This window comes from Serratia sp. K1WW1 (genome assembly GCF_055790865.1).
Genome location: NZ_CM147697.1, coordinates 4,028,493 through 4,050,069, shown reverse-complemented (window position 1 = coordinate 4,050,069; position 21,577 = coordinate 4,028,493). Strand labels below are relative to the sequence as shown.

The 21,577-nt window shown below is 53.3% G+C and carries 20 protein-coding genes; 11 read left to right on the top strand and 9 right to left on the bottom strand.

The genetic code is table 11. The annotated features are described in order from the left end of the window. Positions 1-8: 8 nt before the first annotated feature. Entirely contained in the window at positions 9-971 is a 963-nt protein-coding gene (locus ACX9GU_RS18290) for an aminoimidazole riboside kinase (protein WP_473192462.1), read from the top strand. A gap of 66 nt (positions 972-1,037) precedes the next feature. Next, positions 1,038-1,607 carry a (d)CMP kinase gene (locus ACX9GU_RS18285; protein WP_473192461.1) on the top strand — a complete coding sequence of 190 codons (570 nt, stop codon included), beginning with the start codon at positions 1,038-1,040 and terminating at the stop codon, positions 1,605-1,607. Between the two features lie 15 nt (positions 1,608-1,622). On the opposite strand, the gene nanQ is transcribed toward ACX9GU_RS18285, so the two are convergent. Next, the gene (nanQ, locus tag ACX9GU_RS18280) at positions 1,623-2,090 is read right to left on the bottom strand and encodes an N-acetylneuraminate anomerase (protein ID WP_473192460.1); all 468 of its coding nucleotides are present in this window, start codon (positions 2,088-2,090) and stop codon (positions 1,623-1,625) included. A 133-nt stretch (positions 2,091-2,223) separates the two neighbouring features. After that, on the bottom strand, positions 2,224-3,111 hold the full coding sequence (rhtA, locus tag ACX9GU_RS18275) for a threonine/homoserine exporter RhtA (RefSeq protein ID WP_065686855.1): 888 nt from the start codon (positions 3,109-3,111) through the stop codon (positions 2,224-2,226). A 393-nt stretch (positions 3,112-3,504) separates the two neighbouring features. On the opposite strand from rhtA, the gene ompX reads away from it, so the two are divergent. Continuing rightward, on the top strand, positions 3,505-4,023 hold the full coding sequence (gene ompX, locus ACX9GU_RS18270; RefSeq protein ID WP_473192459.1) for an outer membrane protein OmpX: 519 nt from the start codon (positions 3,505-3,507) through the stop codon (positions 4,021-4,023). Between the two features lie 112 nt (positions 4,024-4,135). Here the strand turns inward: ompX and ACX9GU_RS18265 are convergent, their stop codons facing one another. Next, a complete protein-coding gene (locus tag ACX9GU_RS18265; RefSeq protein WP_473192458.1) occupies positions 4,136-5,137 on the bottom strand; it encodes a nitrilase family protein in 1,002 nt (333 codons plus the stop codon). A gap of 93 nt (positions 5,138-5,230) precedes the next feature. Between ACX9GU_RS18265 and ACX9GU_RS18260 the strand changes: the two genes are divergently transcribed. Next, complete coding sequence (locus tag ACX9GU_RS18260) at positions 5,231-6,106, top strand: LysR family transcriptional regulator (protein ID WP_473192457.1); 876 nt, start codon at positions 5,231-5,233, stop codon at positions 6,104-6,106. Here the strand turns inward: ACX9GU_RS18260 and ACX9GU_RS18255 are convergent. From ACX9GU_RS18255 to ltnD, 6 genes are all read right to left on the bottom strand, one after another. Beyond that, entirely contained in the window at positions 6,089-6,619 is a 531-nt protein-coding gene (locus tag ACX9GU_RS18255) for a GNAT family N-acetyltransferase (RefSeq protein ID WP_098928031.1), read from the bottom strand. The genes ACX9GU_RS18260 and ACX9GU_RS18255 overlap by 18 nt on opposite strands. Positions 6,620-6,718: 99 nt before the next feature. Further along, on the bottom strand, positions 6,719-8,089 hold the full coding sequence (locus tag ACX9GU_RS18250; RefSeq protein ID WP_166734556.1) for a GntP family transporter: 1,371 nt from the start codon (positions 8,087-8,089) through the stop codon (positions 6,719-6,721). 111 nt (positions 8,090-8,200) lie between these two features. After that, positions 8,201-8,977: an HPr family phosphocarrier protein gene (locus tag ACX9GU_RS18245; RefSeq protein WP_473192456.1), complete on the bottom strand. Its 777-nt coding sequence runs from the start codon at positions 8,975-8,977 to the stop codon at positions 8,201-8,203. A gap of 3 nt (positions 8,978-8,980) precedes the next feature. Beyond that, positions 8,981-9,613 carry a 3-oxo-tetronate 4-phosphate decarboxylase gene (gene otnC, locus ACX9GU_RS18240; RefSeq protein ID WP_037375203.1) on the bottom strand — a complete coding sequence of 211 codons (633 nt, stop codon included), beginning with the start codon at positions 9,611-9,613 and terminating at the stop codon, positions 8,981-8,983. Positions 9,614-9,615: 2 nt separating this feature from the next. Continuing rightward, entirely contained in the window at positions 9,616-10,878 is a 1,263-nt protein-coding gene (gene otnK / locus ACX9GU_RS18235) for a 3-oxo-tetronate kinase (protein ID WP_473192455.1), read from the bottom strand. Further along, positions 10,878-11,792, bottom strand: coding sequence for an L-threonate dehydrogenase (gene ltnD / locus ACX9GU_RS18230; protein ID WP_473192454.1), 915 nt, complete (start codon positions 11,790-11,792; stop codon positions 10,878-10,880). The genes otnK and ltnD overlap by 1 nt, the downstream gene beginning before the upstream one ends. A gap of 260 nt (positions 11,793-12,052) precedes the next feature. Between ltnD and ygbI the strand changes: the two genes are divergently transcribed. The 7 genes from ygbI to ACX9GU_RS18195 all read left to right on the top strand — a co-directional run bounded on the left by ygbI (position 12,053) and on the right by ACX9GU_RS18195 (position 21,532). Next, positions 12,053-12,817: a DNA-binding transcriptional repressor YgbI gene (ygbI, locus tag ACX9GU_RS18225; protein WP_422528102.1), complete on the top strand. Its 765-nt coding sequence runs from the start codon at positions 12,053-12,055 to the stop codon at positions 12,815-12,817. A gap of 727 nt (positions 12,818-13,544) precedes the next feature. Beyond that, positions 13,545-14,333, top strand: a complete 789-nt coding sequence (locus tag ACX9GU_RS18220; protein WP_473192453.1) for a winged helix-turn-helix domain-containing protein — start codon at positions 13,545-13,547, stop codon at positions 14,331-14,333. A gap of 960 nt (positions 14,334-15,293) precedes the next feature. Beyond that, on the top strand, positions 15,294-15,884 hold the full coding sequence (ecpA, locus tag ACX9GU_RS18215) for a common pilus major fimbrillin subunit EcpA (protein WP_447877987.1): 591 nt from the start codon (positions 15,294-15,296) through the stop codon (positions 15,882-15,884). 77 nt (positions 15,885-15,961) lie between these two features. Further along, positions 15,962-16,630 carry an EcpB family pilus assembly chaperone gene (locus ACX9GU_RS18210; RefSeq protein WP_473192452.1) on the top strand — a complete coding sequence of 223 codons (669 nt, stop codon included), beginning with the start codon at positions 15,962-15,964 and terminating at the stop codon, positions 16,628-16,630. A 115-nt stretch (positions 16,631-16,745) separates the two neighbouring features. After that, a complete protein-coding gene (locus ACX9GU_RS18205) occupies positions 16,746-19,229 on the top strand; it encodes a CS1-pili formation C-terminal domain-containing protein (protein WP_473195212.1) in 2,484 nt (827 codons plus the stop codon). Further along, positions 19,219-20,862: a fimbrial adhesin EcpD gene (gene ecpD / locus ACX9GU_RS18200; RefSeq protein ID WP_473192451.1), complete on the top strand. Its 1,644-nt coding sequence runs from the start codon at positions 19,219-19,221 to the stop codon at positions 20,860-20,862. Before ACX9GU_RS18205 ends, ecpD begins: the two co-directional genes overlap by 11 nt. Positions 20,863-20,872: 10 nt before the next feature. Beyond that, complete coding sequence (locus tag ACX9GU_RS18195) at positions 20,873-21,532, top strand: fimbrial biogenesis chaperone (protein WP_473192450.1); 660 nt, start codon at positions 20,873-20,875, stop codon at positions 21,530-21,532. Positions 21,533-21,577 lie beyond the last annotated feature (45 nt).

The window sequence follows — 21,577 nt, the reverse complement described above, 5'->3', positions numbered from 1 at the left end:
GAAACACTATGAAACTGTGGACAGTTGGCGATGCGGTAATCGATTTATTACCTCAGCCAGATCGGCTATATAAAGCTTGTGCTGGTGGTGCGCCGTTAAATGTTGCTGTGGGTGCAGCTCGTTTGGGATGTGATTGTGGTTTTATTGGCAGAGTCGGTGATGACCCATTTGGTCACTTTCTCCAGCAAACCCTCTATTCTGAGGGAGTCGCAACGCAGTATATACAATTTGATGAGCAATATCATACCAGTACCGTGCTGGTAGCGCTGGGGGATGATGGCGATCGCAGTTTTACATTTCTGGTAAATCCTTCTGCCGACCAGTTTATCTCCTCTAAAAATCTACCCGATTTTGGTGATGATATATTGCACTTTTGTTCGTTGGCTCTGGTTGCCAAGCAGAGCCGTGAGACCTTGGTCAAGGCGATAAGTTTACTAAAGCAACGCGGCGGCATCTTGAGCTTTGATGTTAACCTGCGGGAGAAAATGTGGGGGAATCCACAGGAGATGCTGGCAACGGTAACTGAATTTGCTCATCAGTCCGATATTTTAAAACTCTCAGAAGAAGAATTATACTGGATAACCGATACTACTCATTATGAAAAAGCGTTGGAAAGAGTTAAGCGATTTCCTTCTAGCCTTAAAATTGTCACCCGTGGTATCCAAGGGGCTATCGCCTTATGGCAAGACCTGGTCATACACGTAGACTCGTACAAGGTGAACAGTTTAGATACGACGGGGGCAGGAGATGCCTTTATCGCTGGGCTGTTGGCAAATATCTCTCTTGGAAATGGTTTGCTTGATTTTGAACAATTGAAATTAGCCCTGACGCAAGCCAGCGCCTGTGGCGCGCTGGCGACGACACAAAAAGGAGCTTTATCAGCATTACCCGATGCGGAGGGTGTCAGAAGTTTTATTGGATCTGAGCATAGACTGACATTTAAGGTTAATTCTATAACCCCTCATGAGTGAAATGCAGCAGACCTATTGTAATATAAGATGTCTATAAGTCAGTTAAAGTGGATATCGACGGAAAGCATGAAAATTAACGTGGTGGGCACCAGCGGCAGCGGTAAAAGCACCGTTGCCCGCCAATTGGCGCAAAAGCTGGCCGTACCCTATATCGAGATGGATAAGCTTTACTGGCGGCCAAACTGGCAAAATGCCTCAGTTGACGAGTTCTTGCACCTGGTCGAACAGGCGCTGGTATCAGCCCCTGAGGGGTGGGTATTGGATGGCAATTATAACCGGACTCAGGCAGTGAAGTGGCGGGACGTTGATTGGGTTGTCTGGGATGACTACGGATTTTGTCGCACGCTGTGGCAGGCGGTTCGCCGCGCAGCGGTGCGGGCTTGGCACCAGACTGAGCTATGGCCCGATACTGGCAACTGTGAGAGCTATCGCCGCTCTTTCTTCAGCCGGGAGTCGATCATCCTGTGGACTATCAAAACCTACCGCAAGAATCGTAGAAAGTATCTGGCAGACCGGCAGGACCCAGCCAATCGCCATATTCGTTTTTTCCAACTGCGCTCTCCGGCAGAAACGGCCGATTTCTTGGCCAGGTTGCCAGAGGTGGCAGGAAAAGAAGCTATTGAGCCGATCGGCTGACCGGCTCCAGGATGATTACAACAACAGTTCGTAGTGGACTTTCACCACCACTTTCTTGATGTTTTTCGGCTCAGTTATCTGGCAGCCGGGTTTGTGTGGCTCCAGTGGGAAGAAGATCACATACATGCCCGGCAGTAGGTTCAGGGTTTGCGGGCTGCGTTTGATATCCAGCCATTGCAGATCTTTGCTTTCATCGTAAAGATCGTTGCTTTCCCAACTGTCTGGCAGGCCAAAATCGATCCGCTCTTCACCCCCGATCAGGATCTGGATATCCAGATACTCCTGATGAAGCTCGGCGCGTTTGCTTTCTGCTGGCTCCGTCATCAGCTCCATCACGTTCATAAACACCCGTTCGCCATCGATCTCGTGCCGGCCCAACGGCAGGTTAGGCAAATCATACTGACGTACGGTATTGAGGATATTGGCTAAAGCGGGTGAGAGACCACGCCCGAAGCGCGGGTTGTACAAACTGCCATAGATCATCCTGATTCTCCCTAATAAATAAAAGACCTGCTGAGAGTATGTCTACTATTGTTCAGGAAAAAAGTTAACTGGCTTGCAATCATGCAACCTTTTGAGCGTGGCGCCGGGGACTTTCCGCCAGGCGCCAGCGGGTTCAGGAGAGGCTTTCAACCTGTGGCTTGGGTTTGATGGTTAACGTGGCCCCCATCGAGGCGGTAATGATGGCGGCCAATGCCAACCATTGCGTTTGGTTAAGATGTTCGTTGAGGAAGATCATGCCGGAGAGGGCGGCCATTGCCGGTTCCAGGCTCATCAGGGTGCCAAAGGTACGGGCGGGGATCTTGGGTAACGCGATTATTTCCAACGAGTAAGGCAACGCGGTAGACAGCACCGCGACGGCCAACGCCACCGGTAGAATATCCACGTTCAATAGTGCACTGCCGGTTTGCCAGGCACCGATCGGGCAGAATACGATGGCGGCGATCAGCGACCCTACGGCTACGGTGCCCGGTCCGTGATCTCCCCCGGCCTTCTGGCCGAAAATAATGTATATCGCCCAGCAGGCACCGGCACCCAGCGCACAGGCTGCCCCCACGGGATCGATACTGCCCATATCGTGGCCAAGCGGCAGCAGAAACCACAAACCGGCAATCGCCAGCGCTACCCAGATAAAATCGATCGGGCGGCGGGAAGAGAACATTGCCACCGCCAGCGGGCCGGTAAACTCCAGCGCCACCGCAATGCCCAGTGGCACCGTGCGTAATGAAAGATAAAACAGGTAGTTCATCGCCCCCAGTGACAGACCATAGATCAGCAATGGCAACCGGCTACCGGCGGCGAAACGCATGCGCCACGGACGGAAAATGATAAACAGGATCAGCGTACCGATGCTCAGGCGTAGGGTGGTGATGCCTTCGGCACCCACCAGCGGGAACAGGCTTTTGGCTAATGAAGCCCCGCTCTGGATCGAGATCATGGCAATGATCAGTAAGCACACGGGCACCAGCGTGGAAGACGCTTTAGTGGTTACAGACGAAGACATCCTTTCTGGCCTTATGGAACTCCCCAGCGTCTGGGAAGGTATTGAGTACAGGTGTTGCACAGTGTAAAGGAATTGACAGCAAGGTGTAGGCGAAAAACGGGAAGCCGAGTTGAATCTGTCAAAAATATGCGCCAACTTGGTTCAAGCAACCAATAAGTGCGCTTTTTTTAAGAGTATTCTGGATCTCGGATAGGTGATTAGCGTCACAAAAAGGGGTATAATTCGTGAAAAGTATAGGAAAATTAGCATGCTATAGTGTTCTTGTAATCTTCTGTTACACGATACAAAGATTTAGACACTCATTTAAAGGCAGAGTTTCACGCTAATTTTTGCTATATTTTCAATGTATGAGAAATTGAAGCACTTTAATAATAAAACGCGTTTGAGGTGGTTATGAAAAAAATTGCATGTCTTTCCGCAGTAGCAGCTTGTGTATTGGCCGTAACAGCAGGTACCGCATTTGCTGGTGAGAGCACCGTATCCGCTGGCTATGCCCAGGGCGATCTCCAAGGCGTTGCCAACAAAGCCGACGGTTTCAACCTGAAGTACCGTTACGAGTTCGACAACAATCCACTGGGTGTGATCGGTTCTTTCACCCATCTGGAAAAGAACAACTCTGAAGACGGCTTCTACAACAAAGCACAATACAACTCCATCACTGCTGGTCCTGCTTATCGTTTCAACGATTGGGCGAGCATCTACGGTGTGATCGGTGTGGGCTATGGTAAATTCACTTCCAACGCTCAAGACGGTACTGACCACAACAACACCAGCGACTACGGCTTCACCTACGGTGCTGGTCTGCAGTTCAACCCAATGCAACAGGTTGCTCTGGACGTGGGTTACGAGCAGAGCCGTATCCGCAGCGTTGACGTTGGCACCTGGAACGTGGGCGTAGGTTACCGCTTCTAAGATTTCCCCATGCCTTCGGGCATGAGCGTGTGGCCTTGTTGGTCATGCTCAATGAAAATCCGCCTTTTAGGGGCGGATTTTTTTTGCCGGTAACTCACCGCCGACTGCGTCATTAATCCATCGCTTTATTTGGCTTGCCCAATACCGTGGTCGGCTGCAATGAAAAACGTGCCGTACGGGGATCGCGCTCATATCCCTGCGGCTCGGTGAGCAACCCATAGAGCTCTGGCCGACGACCGTGGATCCAACGCCGCCCACTGCTCATGGGGATTAAGTTCAGATCCAGATCGGCGGTGACCATGGCGTCCTGCGCCGCCCAGGTCTCTGACAGGATACGGCCATAAGGGTCCAGCAGCATCGCATTGCCGGTGCGCACCTCATCATCGTCTCGCCCCACGCCGTTGCTGAACAAAATAAACAGGCCATTATCATGGGCGCGAGAAGGCAGCCAGCGCAGTAGCCAACCGCGGCCAGTTTCGCCACGAAAAGCCTCTTCGATCGCCGTCGGATTTTCTTTACGTTGCTGCCATAGCGCCAGTGGTATCGGCTTCATGCCGTGCGGGCTGCGTGAATTTGTCCCCCCGGTCTGGTGAGGGGCGAACAGAATATCGGCACCCAGCAGCGTGGTGGCACGGGCGTTCTCCACCAGGTTGTTGTCCCAGCAGATCAGGATCCCCATGCGTACGCCCCAAGGGGTGTCAAACACGGTATAACTATCGCCTTTAGCGATGAGTGGATGTTCAAAAGGATGGAGCTTGCGGTGCACATGGGTTTGGCCATCCGGCAGGCAAACCGCATAAGCGTTGTACAGGTGGCCGTCTTCACCCTGTTCAATCAACCCAACGCCGATGGCCATCTGGTACCGTTCTGCCAGTGGGCGGATGCGCGCCAGCGAAGGGCTGGTGGCGATAGGCTCAGCTAAAGCGGTGATTTCGCTGTCGGCCAGATGGCGTACGTGCCAGTAACCGGTAATGCACATTTCCGGGAAGGCGAGGACCTGCACATTATCGGCAGCGGCCTGGGCGATAAAGTCTTCCATAACGCCGAGATTGTAGTTCTTGTCGTTGGCGCGGTGTTGAAATTGTACCGACGCAGCACGAAGGGTCGTGGTCATAGCAAGCTCCTGTGGGTTTTTTGTCCGCTAATTACAGCAGCCGCATCGATTACTGTATAATCAATTAAAATCCTCTTTTGATAACCTAATGGAATGGATAATCGTCAACTACGTGCCTTTGTCGCGTTGGCCGAACTGGGGCGCTATCACCTGGCCGCCGAGCGGCTGTGCATCACCCAGCCCGCGTTGAGCAAGCAAATTCAAGCCATCGAACTACAACTGGGCACTCGCCTGTTTGAACGGGGCCGCCAAGGTGCACAACTGACAGCCAACGGTGCTGCACTGTTCCCCAGAGCGCGGGAATTATTGACCCAACACGAGCAGTTTCATCTTTATGCGTTGCAGGTGGTGAAGGGGGAAACCGGGCGCCTGGCCTTAGGCTTTGGGCTTTCCAGCTTTCATCTGGCCCCGCAACGGGTGGCAGCATTTCGCCAGCGCTTTCCGGCGGTGGTGGTGGGCCTGGAGGATCTTCCTTCGGAACGGCAATGCCAGTTGTTGCTAAGCGGCGATCTACAGGCTGGCTTTGTGCGTTTGCCCGTTGTTGCTCCTCTGCAGGCACTGCCTTTGCTGCACGATCGGCTGGTGCTGGCCGCGCCGCGAACGATGGCGTTGCAGGAGGAGAACCTGTTGGCGGATTTCCACCGTTTTCCTCTGTTGCAGTTGGAACCTTCGCGTGGCCGAGGGTTGAGTGAGCAGGCGCTGCGTTTTATCGCCGCTCAGGGGTTGCGGGCCAACGTGGTGCAGCAGGCAGAGGACATCCAAACCTTATTGGCGCTGGTGGCGGCGGGGATAGGCGTGGCGCTGTTGCCGCAAAGCATTGCGTTTATTGCCCCAACTGGGGTCGATATCCTGCCGTTAAGCGGAGAGCAGACGCAGTGGCAGGTTGGGCTGGCGTGGAACCCGCAGCGGCCTGATGCGCTACGGGATAATTTTATCCAGGGTATCTTGGACTCAGAGCGGTCGGTATAACACCACCGTTGGCAACTGGTGGTATTCGCTGCGGTGGCTTGCCACAAAGCCGACCTTTTTTGCCAGGCCAAGCGAAGGGCGGTTATCCGGCGAGATGATACAAACGACTTTGTCCTGTGAGAAATTCTCTTTGGCCCAGACCAGCGCGGCGTTCAAGGCTTCGGTGGCATAGCCTTTACCGTGCGCAGCCGTGATCAGCGTCCAGCCCATTTCGGGAACATCGAGTGCGGGTTGAATATCCCGGTGAAAATCGGCGAAGCCAATGCCGCCAATATACCTGCCGCTGTTTTTCTCCCGCACCGCCCAGTAGCCGTAACCCAGTAATTTCCAGTGCCCGATGTAGCGTAACAGACGGCCCCAGCTGTCCTCCTTGTCGCGTGGCGTGCTGCCGATATAGCGCACCACCGCAGGATCGGCCCACATGGCGGCCAAATCGTCAAAATCTTCCAGCCGGTGGGCATCCAGGATCAGACGTTCGGTGATCAAGGTGGGGGCAACGGTGTGAGTGGTCATGGCTTCCTTCCTGAACAAGGGAAAAGGCGCTGCCGGAGCAACGCCTCAAGATATTCACCACTGTAGCCGAACTGCTTTGGCTCTAGCAATACCGGGAAGTTACACTACCAGCCACAGCAGCCAGGTAAAGGCGAAACCACTTAAACCGAGCAGGGTGGTTAATACCGTCCAGGTTTTCAGGCCATCAGCCACTGACAGGCCAAGGTATTTGGTGACAATCCAGAAGCCGGAGTCGTTAACGTGGGATAACCCCAGACCGCCAAAGCAGGTGGCGAGCGTGACCAACACTAGCTGCATCGGGTTAAGCCCGATAACCGCTTCGGACAGCAACCCGCCGGTCGTCAGAATGGCGACGGTAGCCGACCCCTGTGAGGCACGCAGTGCCAGCGAGATGATAAATGCAGCCGGGATCAACGGCAGGCCAATGGTGGTCAGCACATCTGCCAGAGCTTTACCTACGCCAGACTCGACCAGCACCTTGCCAAACACCCCGCCCGCACCGGTAACCAAGATCACCACTGCTGCTGTAGGTAATGCACCAGCCATGATGTCGCTGGTGTGTTGCAGGGTCCAGCCGCGGCGGATGGCTAGAAAATAAAACGCTAACCCGAGGGCAATCATCAGCGCTACCGCTGGAGAACCGATTAACGAGAGCGGATCGCGCAATGCCGCGCCAGGTTCCAGCAAGGTGGCAGAAACGGTACCCAGCATGATAATGGCGATAGGAATAGCGATCAGTGCAGCCACCAACCCGGCACTTGGTGGGTTGATCCGATCGCTGAGCGGCGCTTTGTCTTCCGGCGCCGGTTCTGGCGCTGCGAGCTGTAGCTGCTCCAGAACCTCAATGGAAAGCTGATAGTTCTGGCGGTTAAGGTATTTACTCGCAAAGTAGCCAATAACACCGACCGGGATACAGATGAGCAGGCCGATAATGGTCAGCCAACCGATATCGGCGTTCAGCAACCCTGCGGCCGCTACCGGGCCTGGGTGTGGTGGCAACGCGACGTGCACGGCCAGCATCACCCCGGCCACCGGCAAGCCAAACTTGATCGGTGAAACTTTAGCCACCTTGGCAAAACCGTAGATAATTGGTGCCAGGATAATAAAGCCAACGTCAAAGAATACCGGGATACCCAGGATAAACGCGGCAATCGTTAGGGCGGCGATGGTGTGTTTTGGCCCCATGATTTTGCTGAAGCGTTGTGCCAGAGATTCGGCACCGCCCGAGTGTTCGATCATACTGCCCAGCATGGCACCCAGACCGATGATGATTGTCACCGAACCGAGCACGCCGCCCATCCCGGCAGTCATCACTTTCATTACTTCACCGGTGGGAATTCCGCTGGCAAGCGCGACCAGCAGGCTGACTACCAACAGGGCGACAAACGGCTGAATTTTCGCCTTGATCACCATCAGCAGGAGCACCACCACACCTAATACGGCAATAAGCAGGAGCATTGAAGTCGACATAGCATAGCCTTTAATTCAGGTAAGAGTCCGGCACCGCGATCGCTCTGGGGCGATACGGGTGCGTTTATTTTTTATGTTATTGAAACTGGTGTTGGCGCTACGAGTGCTTGATTACAGGTAAGGTTGCACCCAACCCAGACCCGCCGTCGTTTCTCCACGAGGTTTATATTCACAACCGATCCAGCCTTGGTAGCCCACCTTATCCAACTGGGCGAATAGCCAAGGATAATTCAGCTCGCCGTCATCGGGTTCATTACGGTCTGGCACCGAGGCGATCTGGATATGGGCATAGCGCCCGGCAAGCGTTGCGATCAGATTGCCGATATTGCCGTCCACCAGCTGCGCGTGGAAGAAGTCGAACTGAATAAACACGTTCGGGCGATCGATGGCGGCCACCAGCTCTGCCGCCTGATGCTGGCTGGAGAACAGGTAGTTGGGCTTGATCGGTGGGCTGAGCGCTTCGATCAACACCTTGATGCCGTGAGGGGCAAAGGCATCCGCGGCGTAACGGATATTGCTGATAAAGGTTTCCCGATAGCGGGCAATATCTTCCCCTGGCGGCACTACGCCAGCCATCACGTGAACGCTCGGGCACTTGAGGGCAATGGCATATTCCAGAGCGCGATCGATATCCGCACGGGCATCCTGCTCGCGGCCCGGCAATGCCGCCAGCCCCCATTCGCCTGCGCCCACATCGCCCGGCGCGGTATTGAACAACACCTGCTGTAGACCGTTTTGTTGCAGCTTATCCGCCAGTAGATCGGCGGGGTAATCATAAGGGAACAGGAACTCTACCGCTTTAAATCCGGCCGCCGCAGCGGCATCAAAACGATCCAGAAACGAGTGCTCGGTAAACATCATCGATAAATTGGCAGCAAATTTTGGCATGGTTCAGCTCCGTAACTCGGCAATTTCATCATCGGTTAAATAGCGAATTGGGCGGTTGCCGAGGGTGAAAATCAGCTTGGCCGCATCTTCCATTTCTTCGGTATTGTTCGCGGCTTCCCGCAGGCTCTCGCCGGTGACCACGGGGCCGTGGTTCGCCAACAGGAAAGCCTTGTAGCTTGGGGCCAGCTTGCCCAGATCTTCCGCCAGCCGCAGATCGCCGGGGCGGTAGTAAGGCACCACCGGCACCTGGCCGACGCGCATCACCACATAAGGGGTGAACGGCTTGATGGCGTTTGCCGTATCCAGCCCTTGCAGACAGGAAAGCGCGGTCAGATAGGTGCAATGCAGGTGCACTACCGCCTTGCACGCCGGGTTGTTCTGGTACAGCGCGCGGTGAAAGCTGATCTCTTTCGAGGGTTTGTCGCCAGAAATCCATTCACCGCTCAGGCTGACTTTCGACAGTTTGTCTGCCTGCAACTCCCCCAGGCAAGAGCCCGTAGGGGTGGCCAGCAGGGTACCGTCTGGCAACAACAGCGAAAGGTTGCCTGCTGAACCGGTAGCGTAGCCGCGCTGGAAGAACGAAGCCCCCAGGCGTACCATCTCTTCCCTTGCCAGCCGTTCAGTGTCAGCGGTCATCGTCATACTGAAAACTCCGTTTGTGCTCTGGCGAAAAAGTTTTCATCGCCGAAGTTGCCCGATTTCAGGGCCAGTGATACCGGTTGTTCAATTGCGCGTACCCAAGGCACGCCTGGAGAAATACAAGGGCCGATATGGAAGCCGCGGATCCCCAACGCCTGGGTGACCACGCCAGAGGTTTCACCTCCGGCGACGATAAAGCGGCTGAAACCCTGTTGTTGCAGGCGTTTAACCACTTCGGCAAACAGAGCTTCTACCGCCTGGCTGGCGGCTTCGGTGCCGTATTGCTGCTGGGTCTGTTGCAGTTGCTCCGGTTCGGCGGTGGCGTACAGCAACGGGGCCAGTGGCTGTGCGGCCTGCTGTTCTACCCAGGAACTTAGCTCGGCTGCGTAGGCGCTGCGATCGCCTGCGGTGATACAGCGCGAAACATCAATACTCTGTGCCGGAGCCTGTTGGCGATAGCGTGCTACCTGCTTGTTGGTCATGGTGGAGCAAGAGCCGGAAAGGACCACGGCTTTTTTCCCCTGTGGCGCTCCGGCAGATTGGGCTTTTTCCTGGCCCGGCTTCGCCCATTGGCGGGCAATGCCGATCGCCAACCCTGAACCTCCGGTGACCAACTTCATGGTTTTCAGCGCTTCACCCTGTGTCAGCAGATGCTGTTCGTTCAGGGTATCCAATACCGCGTAGCGCACGCCAAGTTGCGCCAACTGTTGCAGTTTTTCCTGCACTGCACCGGCTCCACGATCCATCTCTGCCGCGTTGACCAGCCCGCAACGCCCGCTGGCCTGGGCCTCCATTAGCCGCATCAGATTACTGTCGGTCATTGGCGTCACCGGATGGTTGCGCATACCGGATTCCGACAGCAACTGGTCCATCACGAACAGATAGCCTTGATATACCGTGCGGCCATTAACCGGTAGCGCAGGGGAAATCACCGTTTGCTGTTCGCCAAGCGCATCGAGCAAGGCGTCGGTAACCGGCCCGATATTGCCCTGGGCTGTGCTGTCGAAGGTGGAACAGTATTTAAAGTAGAACTGGCGGCAACCCTGGCGCTGTAACCAGGCTAAAGCCTGCAACGACTGATCGACCGCCTGGTCGACCGGGCAGGAGCGCGATTTCAGGCTGATCACCACCGCCTGCGAGTCGACAGGGGTATCATCCTGCGGTACGCCATTGAGCTGGACCGTAGGTAAACCGTTTTCCACCAGGAAGCTGGCGATATCGGTGGCGCCGGTAAAGTCGTCTGCAATCACTCCGAGCAACATTATGAGTTCTCCTTATTCTTCGGCAGTTCGATCCCGGCGAAGATCTTGATCACTGCGCTGTCATCTTCCTTGCCGAAACCTGCGTTGCTGGCGGAGGTGAACATGTTGAACGCCGTGGAGGCCAATGGCAGCGGGAAGTGCAACGCTTTGGCGGTATCGGCCACCAGCCCAAGATCCTTGACGAAGATATCTACCGCAGATTTTGGTGAGTAGTCGCCATCGACCACGTGGCGCATACGGTTCTCAAACATCCAGGAGTTGCCCGCGGCGTTGGTGACCACATCGTACATCACGTCCAGCGGGATACCGGCGCGAGCGGCCAGCGCCATCGCCTCGGCACCGGCGGCAATGTGTACGCCTGCCAACAATTGATGGATGATCTTGACCGTTGCCCCCAGGCCGATCTCGTCGCCAATGCGGTACACTTTCCCGGCTACGGCATCCAGCACCGGTTGCAACAGGGCAAAGGTGCTCTCACTGCCCGAGGCCATCACGGTCATTTGGCCAGCCGCTGCCTTGGCTGCACCGCCGGAAACCGGGGCATCCAGCATCGGCAGGTTATACGCCAACAGCTTCTGTTCGATCTCCTTGGCATCCGCAGCTGCAATGGTGGATGACACCATCACCGGCGTATTGGGTTTCAACTGCGCCGCCAGGCCATTTTCCCCAAACAGGATCTGTTTCACCTGGTTGGCATTAACCACCAACAGCAGCACCGCATCCAGTTCAGTTGCAAAGTCTGCTGCGCTGGTGGCGGCCTGTTTGGCACCGGCTTGCTGTAGCGCTGCCAGTGCCTGTGGGTTGAGATCGACGCCATAGGTGGTCAGCCCGGCATTGATGCAGGACGTTGCCGCGCCCATGCCCATTGAGCCCAAACCGACGATACAAACTGCGTAGTTTCCTGGTTGTGCCATGATGCACCTCTGTTAATTTTAGTGATTATTTGTTTTGATGTGTTAAATGTAAGCGTTATTGACGCGGATATCGGTGATCATCTTCACAATTATTAACAATGCAACGGACGGTCGAAAAAACGGTTACGCTGGCTAACATAATGCTTTTAAATGTTTTTTATGATTATGACCGACTTCACAGCCTGAAAAGCTTTACTACCGTCGCACGAAAATTGACGTAAAATCACAATTATTATCATCGTAGTCACAGAGGGGGAACCGTGATACCTGTTGAACGCCACCAACAAATTTTGGCGCTGGTGTCCGAGCGCGGCGCAGTCAGCATAGCTGAACTGACCGAAAGGCTGGGGGTCTCACACATGACCATCCGGCGCGATCTGCAAAAACTGGAAGAGCAGGGCAGCGTACTGCCCGTTTCCGGCGGTGTGCAGTCGGCCGAACGAGTGGCGATTGAGCCTTCGCATCAGGATAAGGAAGGGATGTTCAGCCAGCAGAAAGCCGCCATTGGGCAACTGGCCGCGCGGCAGATCCCGGCCAACAGCTGCATCTACCTGGACGCAGGCACCACCACGTTGGCCCTGGCTCGTCAGCTCGGCGATCGTGACGATATCACCGTGGTGACCAACGATTTTGTTATTGCCGCCTATCTGCTCGAACATAGCCAGTGCAAGCTGATCCACACCGGCGGTACGGTATGCCGGGAAAACCGTTCCTGCGTGGGGGCCGCTGCGGCTCAGGCATTAAGGAATCTGTTTATCGATCTGGCATTTATCTCTGCTTCTTCATGGAGTATGCGTGGTTTGTCTACCCCGAACGAGGATAAGGTGGTGGTGAAAAACGCCATCGTTGAGGCCAGCCGCCGCCGCATTTTGCTGAGTGATACTTCCAAATATGGCAAGGTAGCCACCTATCTGGCGCTGCCGATTTCGGTCTTTGAGGTGATCATCACTGACGATCACCTGCCGGAAGCGGCGCGTGAGGCGATTATGCAGGCAAATATTACATTGCTTACTGCGGTGCAGTGACGTTCAATCCCGCTAATCTGAAAAACGTTGGGGTGGTTATCGCTGCCCCAAGATCGTGGCCACAGACTCCACAGCAGATAATACCAGGCATTGAGCCGCAATAATTTCATCATCTCCAGGTGCCAGCCGAAGGCAGAATCAGCCTGTTACCACAAATATTTACCCATAAAAAACTAATGAGTTATTTTTAAGGATCTACCTTAATGTGGTGCCGGTATACATCTTAATGAGTATGGGTAATACCAGGTTATATCGCTATGTGAAGTCAGTGTCATGCTAAGGCGGTTATCTGGCAATGTGACAGGTTAAAACCATTGATTTAAAGATAAAGGTTATCAACGCTAGCCGAAAACACCGACTTTCCCAGCCCTGTAAGATCTTAGCGATGGTTAAATCTACGATATTTTTACATTAAAACAGGCTCCGTAAGGTCATCTGGTGAAATTTTTCGCTAAAAATAAATTTCTAGCAACATAAAAACCTAACCTTATGAAATTTAACGAATCAATATATCAATAATCAGCGTGTTTCGATAATCTTTGTTTTGATAATGAGAAAATTCTTATTCCAGGGAGAAGGAAAAATGCCACAGTTAATGACAATTACCCGCGGTCTATTTACTAGCGATAAAAAGGTTCACGAAGGCTTTTTTTTAATTTCAATTAAATGATTTTATTAACGATTAATGCCTGGGCTGTCTGTTTTTATAGTGAAAGTCGTGAATATAATGAAATATAAGCTTAATGACCGTATTATCTTCGATGTCGATAGCGGAACGCTGAGTTTGAGCGATCTGTTTGACGATACTGTCACCATCTCCAACCCATCCAAGCGCTTGCTGCAGTTACTGATTGTCCACCAGGGCGATGCCGTGAGCCGTGAAGTGATCTTCAAAAAGGTGTGGGATGATTATGGGATGATTTCCAGTAACAATAATCTTAACCAGTGCGTGAGCAAGTTACGTAGAGTGATCAAGGCGCTGGGAATCGATGAGGAGGTGATCGTCACGGTTCCCAAGGTGGGTTTTATGCTGCATAGCGAAATCCAGATTGTGTCTTGTGAGGATGAAAAGGATACGCCGATCCTTGATGCCGAACCGCCGGTATCAGCCGCTAAAACCATACCCGTGCTGGTAGGCAAGGTGTTCTCCCGTGCTTCCTTGCGCTATGGTTGGGGGATGCTGGGCTTCGTGTGCGTGGTGTTGGCTGGCATAGCGTTCTATATTTTCAATCCAAGTATCCGGCAAGAGAGCTATCTGGGTAAATCGGGTAACTGCGCGGTATTTATGTCGTACTCCACGGTTCGGGCAGATCCGGCATTCAGCGATGATGTGCTGGCGCAGGTGGCAAGGCAAAAAATCCAATGCCAGCCGGATGAATACCTGTTGCTGATGCGTGGCAATCAGGTGAAGTCGTATATTTCTGGCATCTCACGGCTATTTATTCTCCGCTGCAAGATTTTGCGAGAGCACAAGATTGAACTTTGCTCTGGTCTGGAAAGCGAATCCTCCCTTTAATTGAATGATGCTGATTGGCTGGCGGGGTATACCACCGACAGCCGGGCATCGTAAGCCACCGCATTAACGTTATCCTTCTTTAAGCACGATCGTTGCAATGCTTTATGCCCCTCATGATCCCGCCAGCTCACTATCTCGAAACAGTATTGCCCCTCACCCTAACCCTCTCCCAAAGGGAGAGGGGACCGAACGTGCCACAATTTTATTACGGCATTCCGGCTTTGCATCAACCCTGCCACAGCCCACCTCTGTACCTGAACACGGCATCGTACCAGCTCCCTAGTTTATTACGGCACTCCGGCTTTGCATCAACCCTGTCACAGCCCAGCTCTGCACCTGAACACGGCACCGCATCAACTCCCTAGTTTATTACGGCACACCGCCTCTGCATTAACCCTCTTTCCGCTCACTTCTGCACCTGAACACGGCATCGTACCAGCTCCCTAGTTTATTACGGTATACCGGCTTTGCATCAACCCTGTCACAGCCCAGCTCTGCACCTGAACACGGCATCGTACCAGCTCCCTCGCCCTTTGGGAGAGGGTTGGGGTGAGGGGACATAGGTTGCCTTAACTGACAGGCATTAAACGTACAGGCTAATTTTTCACCAGAAAGGGCGCCGAATAACGGTAGTTGAAACGCGATTGATATTTGATCGAATTAATCTAGGATAATTCTGCTACCCGCCCGGCGTGATTGGAGTTTTTATCCTTAAGCGAGTATTAAAAAGATTAAGCGCAGGATTTAAATCTAAATATTTCACATTTGCTAGTTAATGATTATCTTAAGATTTATTTGGGTTAAGATTTTTCTCGCCAAGTAGGACGAGGGAAAGACTCTCGTTATCTATCAACACTTGGCGTTATCCCGCTAGCAACTGGCAATACCGGAGTGAGTGGAGATGACAAAGATCGGCACATTTAACGGACAATAGAAATCTATAACTTAGGGAGTTTTACCATGAAAAAGATCACACTTGCTCTGGCAATCGTTTCAGCATTCGCAGTAGTAGGCACAGCTCAGGCAGCAGACGTTACCGCACAAGCCTTGGCTACCTGGTCAGCCACTGCCAAGAAAGATACCACCAGCAAGTTGGTTGTGACGCCAATCGGCAGCCTGTCTTTCCAATATGCTGAAGGCATCAAAGGCTTTAACAGCCAGAAAGGTCTGTTCGACGTGACTATCGAGGGCGAAGGAACCGCCACCGATTTTAAACTGACCTCCAAGCTGGTATCCAACACTCTGACTCAGCTCGACACCTCTGGTTCTACCCTGGAAGTGGGCGTTAACTACAACGGCGCTGCCGTAGAGAAAACCGCTGAAACCCCCATGATCGATGTTAAAGCCGGTATTCTGGGTGGCAACCTGAGCGCACTGTCTGGCGCTTACGACAAAGCTGTTCGTACCAGCGCACAAGATCAGTTCACCTTCAGCATCATCGGCGCAACGGCTGATGGCGCAACTGCTGTGACTGATTTCAGCACCCTGCCTGAAGGTATCTGGAGTGGCGACGTGAGCGTAGAGTTCAACGCTACCTGGACTACCGCATAATCGTTTCCCCAGAGTAATGCGTCTTAACAGGGGGGAAACCCCCTGTTTTTGTCAGCTAAAGAGTTTGGAATACCGCTATGAATCGTTTCTATTTTTCTATTCCCCTGTTGCTTTCCCTATGCCATAGCGCCTTGGCGCTGGATGTTGGCGCGGTCAGTTCCTTTATGCCCAGTAATAGCGCGACGCTAAGTAAAGAAATTAAAAATACGACGGATAGCGGCCGCCTGGTGAATATAAAAATAGAAAGGATTTCCGACCCGACGGGATCCGGTGTGGTGATCCCGATGGCGACGAAAGATGAAATGCTGTTGTCACCGGCCAGCCTGATGATGCCAGCCAACGCCAGGGACGTGATCCGTTTTTATTATAAGGGGCCAGCAGATAATCAAGAACGCTATTACCGGATTGTCTGGTTTGATCAGGCATTAACCGATGCTGGGCAGAATACCGCCAAACGCAATGGCGTGGCCACCACCTCGGCACGTATTGGCACCATTTTAGTGGTTACGCCACGTCAGGTTAATTTTAATCATCAGTTTGCCAATAACAAAGTCGTCAATACCGGCAATGCCACCTTCAAAATGGTGGCCTACGGCCCCTGCAAGAATAAGAAAGAAGGCAGCAACTGCAAGGAAAACTATTTCGTCATGCCAGGTAAAGATCGTGGCCTATCCAAAGTGGATATCAATGATAAGAAAAGCCACGTTGCGCTTTGGTATGGAGAGCAATTTATTCAAGTCAAATAACACCGAGTTGGGCTGCCACGGGATGTTGCAGTAAAGGGATGCATAATCGTTCAAGGAGTTAGACGTGAAACTAGCACTGGATAGTGCATTACTCAAGTTATCAGTAGCGGTGGGGATGAGCGTTATCCCGGCCGTGATGATCCCTGGGCAGTCGGCTCTTGCCGCCGGGTTAACCCAAATTGATGGCGTGTTGATCCCCCAGACTTTCAGCATGGCATTGCGCGAGGGGATGAGCATCCCGTTATTGCTGCATTTTGAACAAAACAGCACCCTGAAAGACGATCAACGTATTGGGCGCGCATTGCTGGTGCTTGATGATAACCATCTAAAAATTAGCGAAATTACCCTGGAAGATAACGAGGGGGGCGCACAGCTGACCCCCGCGATCGTCAAGCAGCTCAATGCGCTCAATGATGCCAACTTTGACGATAAGCAACGCATTACGCTGTCGGACGATGCCTGGCTGGCGTTGGATTTCCGCCAGTTGAACCTGCAATTGGTGGTGAAGCAATCGGCCCTGGGTACGGTATTGCGTGAGCGCGCCAGCGATATTGGTGCGTCGAGTGTTGATGAGATAAGCAGCACGCTGGCCTATAACCTGGGCGTTTACGACAACCGCACCAAAGCCAGTGAAGGTTTTACCTCCAGCTATTTATCGCTGAATAACGTCACTTCTCTGCGTGAGCATCATGTGGAAGTGAACGGTTCTGTCTATGGGATTGGCAGCAGCAACCAGGATTCGACGCTGTATAAGGTGATGTATGAGCGAGACTTCGCTGGCCGACGCTTTGCCGCAGGCATGCTCGACAGTTGGAACCTGCAATCGCTGGGCCCAGTAACCACCATCAATTCGAGCAAAATCTACGGCATGTCCTATGGTAGCCGCGCCAATTCAACGGTGTTTGATAATACCCAGTCGCTAACGCCGATTGTTGCCTTCTTCCCCTCGGCAGGTGAGGTTCACCTTTCGCGTGATGGCCGCCTGCTCAGCGTACAGAATTTCTCCATGGGTAACCACGAAGTGGATACCGGCACGTTGCCTTTTGGTATTTACGATGTGCAGGTTGAGGTGGTCGTCAATGGTCAGGTGATCAGCCGCCGTATGCAGCGGGTTAACAAACTCTATAGTCCGCTGCACGCCGCGGGTGCGCCGATGTTCTGGCAGTATTGGGGCGGCATGGTGCGTATGGATGAGTGGCGTGGCGACAACGATCGCTTCGCTGAGGCTAAAGATAGCTACCTGTTGGGGGCTTCTGCCTCAGGCTACCTGTCTCGCTTCAACTGGGCGCTGTCCGGTTATTCTCTGGACAGCACCTCGGTGGCGGAAGGCCGTTTAAGCATACCGATCATTGATTCAGTGCAGGTTAGCACGCAGAGCATGGTGGCCACCGACCGCTCCTGGACGCTGATCAACACCGTGAGCGCCACGCTGCCCGGCGGTTTCAGTACGCTGTGGGCCAACGAAGAAAGAACGGTGATCGGCAATAAACTGCGCCAAAACGATGCCCATAACCGGGCGATTGGCGGCTCGCTGAACTTGGGGGCGATCGTTCCTCACCTCGGCACGCTCAGCGTCAGTTATAACGATGACAAGAAAAATAGCAGCCATTACTACAACGTGGATTACTACCAGAATCTGTTCACCGGCCGTTACGGTACTCTGGGCATACGTGCCGGGATACAGCGATACAATAATGGCCATTCCGGCGGCAATACCGGCAAGTACATTGCGCTCGATTTCTCCTTGCCGCTGGGCAACTGGTTCAGCGCCGGGGTTTCTAACCAGAATGGCTACACCACGGCCAATATTGCGGCGCGTAAAGAGATCGCCGATGGGCCGATCCGTACCGTAGGGGCCAATCTGTCGCGTGCCATCTCCGGGGATACCAACGGGGATAACAGCTTTAACGGCGGTGCCTACGCCCGTTTTGATACCAAATATTCTACCGGCACCGTTAACGTTAGCAGTTCCGCGGACGGCTACGTGAATACCAGCCTGACCGCTAACGGCAGCGTTGGTTGGCAGGGGCGTCATATCGCGGCAAGTGGGCGCAGTGAAGGCAATTCGGGGATCATTATCAATACCGGCCTGGAAAATGAAGGCATGCTGACCGCGCGCGTGGATGGCCGCATCGTCAAGCTGACCGGCGACAAGAACTACCTGCCACTGTCCCCTTATGGTCAGTATGTGGTGGAGTTGATGAACAACAAAAATTCGGCGGAAAGCTTCGACATCGTCACCAATCGTAAGAGCAGCCTGACGCTGTACCCAGGCAACGTGGCGGTCATCGAACCGCAAATCAAACAGATGGTCACGGTATTTGGCCGCATCAAGGCCGAGGACGGTACGCTGCTGGCCAACGCTAATATCAATAACCATATCGGGCGTACCCGTACGGATGAAAAAGGGGAGTTCGTGATGGATGTGGATAAGAAATTCCCGGTGATCGATTTTACCTACCGTCAAAATCAAAGCTGTGAGGTGGCACTGGACCTGAGTAAAGCACAGGGTGCGGTCTGGGTCGGCGACGTGGTTTGCCGCGGCTTGAAGTCCTACGCCAAAGTGGGCCAGCCAGGAGATATGAGCAATGAAGGTTAATAGCATACGTTTGGCGTTGTTGATCGGCGGCCTGCTGAGCATCGCCCCGGCGCAGGCGGTGAACCCGACCAATCTGGGAGACGCCGCGACGATGAAGTTTGTCTTTGTAGAGAACAATGCGGACGATAACTTCTTTGTGACCCCGGCAGGGGGGCTTGATCCGCGTATGACCGGTGCCAATAAATGGACCGGCCTGAAATATGGTGGTTCCGGCACCATTTACCAGCAGAGCCTGGGCTACGTCGATAATGGCTATAACTATGGGCTGACGGCTAACAACCGCTTTGATATGTGGCTGGAAAATGCGCCAATTAAAAACCCGTTCCTTGGCCTGCGCTGCATCAACTGGTATGCCGGCTGCGACATGGATACCAGCCTGATCTTGCCAGAAACCACCGATGAGAAAGGGTTTTACGGTGCCGTCGTCACCTCCGGTGGGGCAAAATGGATGCATGGCATGATGTCGCCGAGTTTTTATCAGTACCTGAAACAGATGGGAGCGGGCAATTCGTTCAGCATGCAGATCAACGGTTGCCAGACCAACGTGGTCTACAATGCCAGCAACGGCGAACGTTGCCAGGATCAGGCTCGTGGCACCTGGTATCGACGTAACGTCACCCATAGCAAGGCGGCACACCTGCGTTTTATCAATACCAATGCGGTATCGGAAGTGTTCGTCAACAGTGATGGGATACCGATCATCGGTGAAGGTAATGCGGACTGCCGCAACCAAACCGTCGGTGCCCGCAGCGGTATCATGTGCAAGATGGTCAGCTATGACCTGCAAACGGATGGCAGCGTCAGCAACACTTCGATCCATATTTTCCCGTCGATTAACCATGCGGCACTGTCATCGGCGGTTAATGCGGCCGATCTGCAATTCAGTTTGAATGGCAACAGTTGGAAAAATACCTCGGGTACCGGCAGCTACTATACGTTTAACGAGTTGAAAAGCAGCAATGCCGTTTACGTGTTTTTTGCCAGTAACTTCTTCAAACAGATGGTCAGACTGGGGATCACCGACGGCGGCACGCACGATCTGATTAACTTCCGTTTCCAGAACACCACCTCGCCAGAATCGGGCTGGTATGAGTTCTCGACCTCTAACCAACTGATCATCAAGCCTCGTGATTTCAGTATCAGCATTATTGCCGAGGATTTCGATAACAACCCGCACCGGGAAGGCTATGTTGGCCCCTCAGAGCCCCCGTTGGAATTTGGCTATATTGTGACTACCAGCGCCAAGACCAATGCCGATCAGGTCAGGGTGATGGCGACCGGCCCAACGCAGTCACTGGGAGGGATCAACTACTGTATTTTCTCCTCGCCAGACAATACCACGCAGGTTCCATTCCCGGCCCAGCTTAGTATTACCACCAGCACGGGAACGGAGCAGGTGTTTGATGCCGGTTGTGACAGCCAGTGGCACGATATGACCAACGCCCTGTGGAGCAGCACACCATGGAACGATATTTCCGGTGACGTGGGGGTGATGAACAAGACCAAGGTCAAGTTCAGGATCCCGATGAACGCGCCGATCTCGCTGAAAACGGTGGAAGGTAACGCCTGGTATGGCGATGTACATGCCGCCGGTGAAATCCACGTTGAGGCAACCTGGCGCAATATCAATTAAAGGGGATGATGTGAAAACTCTGCTGCTATGGCTAATCTTCCTGCCCTTTACCGCCGGGGCGATCAACGTGGGCACCATGACGTTTGCGATGGATCAGGATCAGTCCTTTGTCGCCAAACGGGTGTTGAACAATAACGCCAGTGCCCGGTTTTATCAGGTTGCCATTCGTGCCATCGATCGGCCTGGGGAGCAAGAGGTGCGAACCCGCCCGGCAGAGGGTGAACTGCTGTTTGCCCCCAAGCAACTGACGCTGCGGGCAGGGCAGGGGGAATATTACAAGTTCTATTACCATGGGCCGAAGGATAATAAAGAGCGTTATTATCGCGTCTCATTTCGCGAGGTACCGACCAACCTGCTGACCACCGGGCAAAGCAACAAAGCCGGTGCCAACCTGGAGCCGATCGTGGTAATGGATACCATTCTGGTGGTCAGACCGCGTGTGACCCAGTTTGACTACCAGCTTGACAAGCAGCGCGGTACGCTCAAAAACACCGGTAATACCTTTTTTAAGTTCCTGCTGAAACCCGGCTGTGACAGCACGGATGAAGAGGGGATCACCGAGTATTTACGCCCAGGGGATACGCTGTCGCATCCGGGTATCAAACTGCAAGGTCAGAAATTTATTATTTATAACGATAAATTTATCAACGTGGATAAAAGTTGTCATTAGCCAAATAGCTGCGACCAATAGCGCTACAGGTGGTTTTATAAACTA